The 1,033-nt window shown below is 60.3% G+C and carries 1 protein-coding gene; it reads right to left on the bottom strand.

Features of this window, described 5'->3' with window-relative positions:
* Nucleotides 1-986, bottom strand: a 986-nt coding sequence (locus R8871_RS38310; protein ID WP_175055083.1) for an IS30 family transposase, incomplete at its 3' end; no start/stop codon positions are given.
* Between the last annotated feature and the right edge of the window lie 47 nt (nucleotides 987-1,033).

The raw sequence follows: 1,033 nt of genomic DNA, 5'->3' as shown, positions 1-1,033 counted from the left end.
CCCAGCGTTTTTCGAGGTCGCCGATTCAGGTTCAGCGCGATCGCATCAAGCTGGCGCTGCGAGAACTTCGACAGGTCTGCTCCTTTGGGCAAAAACTGGCGCAGCAACCCATTGGTGTTCTCGCAGATACCGCGTTGCCAGGGGCTATGCGGATCACAGAAATACACCTTGATACCGGTTGTCTCGGCCAGCTTCCTGTGTAGCGCCATTTCCTTGCCCTGATCGTAAGTCAGCGTCTTCAGCAGCTCCGGATCCAGCGGCGCAAACGCCGCGCTGTACGCCTTCAGCGCGGCTTCTGCGGTGCTATCTTCCATCTTCACCAGCATCACGAACAGCGTGCTGCGATCGATCAGTGTGCCCACTGCCGAACGGTTGCCCGCCCCCTTGATCAGATCGCCTTCCCAATGCCCGGCTATCAGCCGCGCATTGGCCTCTGGAGGCCGGATGTGGATGCTTGCCATATCGACCAGCTTGCCGCGCCGGTCCTCGCCTCGCGTGCGCGGCTTGCGCGTACTGCGCCCCTGTCTTAACAGGCTCACCAGCTCGCGCTTGAGCTCGCCGCGTGGCATGGCGTAGATGGCGTGGTAGATGGTTTCATGTGAGGCGTTCAAGGCGGGTTCGTCTGGATGGGTACGTTTGAGCTCGGCAGAAATCTGCTCGGGAGAGTGACACTCGTCCAGATGCTGACGCACTTCAGCCCACAGGGCGCCTTCAGGCTGGAGCTTGCGCTCGCGACGCGGCTTGTGGCGAAGCTGTGCTGCCCTGCGCCCGGCCGATGTTGCATTGTATCCACCCGCAACCGGGGGCCTGCCCAGCACGCTACGCTCGTGCTTCGGCTTCCAGTTGTTGCGCCTCAACTCCCGACTGATCGTGCTGCGCGAGCGCTGCAAAGCGAGCGCAATCTCGCTTGATTTGCGGTTCTCCATCTTCATCGCAAAGATCACGCCGCGCTCTTCGGCGCTCAGATGTTCGTATATTTTTCCCATGCAACGCATCCTAACTGAGGCTGTTGCACTTGTATTTTGAAACCGCC

Source organism: Paraburkholderia sediminicola, from assembly GCF_902859805.1.
GTDB classification, from domain to species: Bacteria; Pseudomonadota; Gammaproteobacteria; order Burkholderiales; family Burkholderiaceae; genus Paraburkholderia; species Paraburkholderia sediminicola.
The sequence above is the reverse complement of the archived record's forward strand: the minus strand, read 5'-3'. Positions and strand labels throughout refer to the sequence as shown.